Genomic DNA, 660 nt, shown 5'->3' on the forward strand with positions numbered 1-660 from the left:
GATGCCCGGGCGCGACCTGGGCGGGTCGGGATCGATGCCGCAGCCGTTGTCGGCGATCTTGAGCGTGGCCCCCCGGCGGTGGCCGCGCAGGTCCACTTCGACCCGGGTGGCGCCGGAGTGGCGCTCGATGTTGGTGAGCGCCTCCTGCGCGATGCGGTAGAGCGCGATGCGCCCCTCCTGGTCGATGCGGTTGCGGAACACCACGGTCTCGAACACCGTCTCGATGCCGGTGCGGGTGTGGAAATCCTCGGTCAAGGTCTTGAGCGCGGGCCCGAGGCCCAGGTCATCGAGCGTGCCGGGACGCAGGTCGCGGCTGATGCGGCGCACCTCCTGGATGGCACCCGAGAGGTTCTCCTGCCCGCGTTCCAGCGCCTGCTCGGCGCGGGCGTCGCCGGAGGCGAGGCGGCGACGGGCGATGTCGAGCGCGTATTTCACCCCGACGAGGATCTGGCTGATGCCGTCATGCAGCTCGCGCGCGACGCGGCCGCGCTCTTCCTCCTGCGCGTCGAAGACGCGCTGGGTCAGCTCCTTGAGCTTGGCATCCGCCAGCCGCCGCTCGCGCAGGTTCATCATCAGACCCGAGAAGAACACCATCAGGAGCGCGGTGAGCGTGATGCCCCCGATGTAGACGAAGGTGCTGCGCACCCGGCTCTCGACGCC

1 protein-coding gene is annotated in these 660 nt (G+C 70.2%); it reads right to left on the reverse strand.

Translation table 11 applies throughout. The features are described from left to right. A partial coding sequence (locus HC022_RS28250) for a sensor histidine kinase (protein ID WP_254885306.1) occupies positions 1 to 660 on the reverse strand: 660 nt, incomplete at both ends.

It is taken from the genome of Salipiger sp. HF18 (assembly GCF_011806505.1).
Classification (GTDB): Bacteria; Pseudomonadota; Alphaproteobacteria; order Rhodobacterales; family Rhodobacteraceae; genus Salipiger; species Salipiger thiooxidans.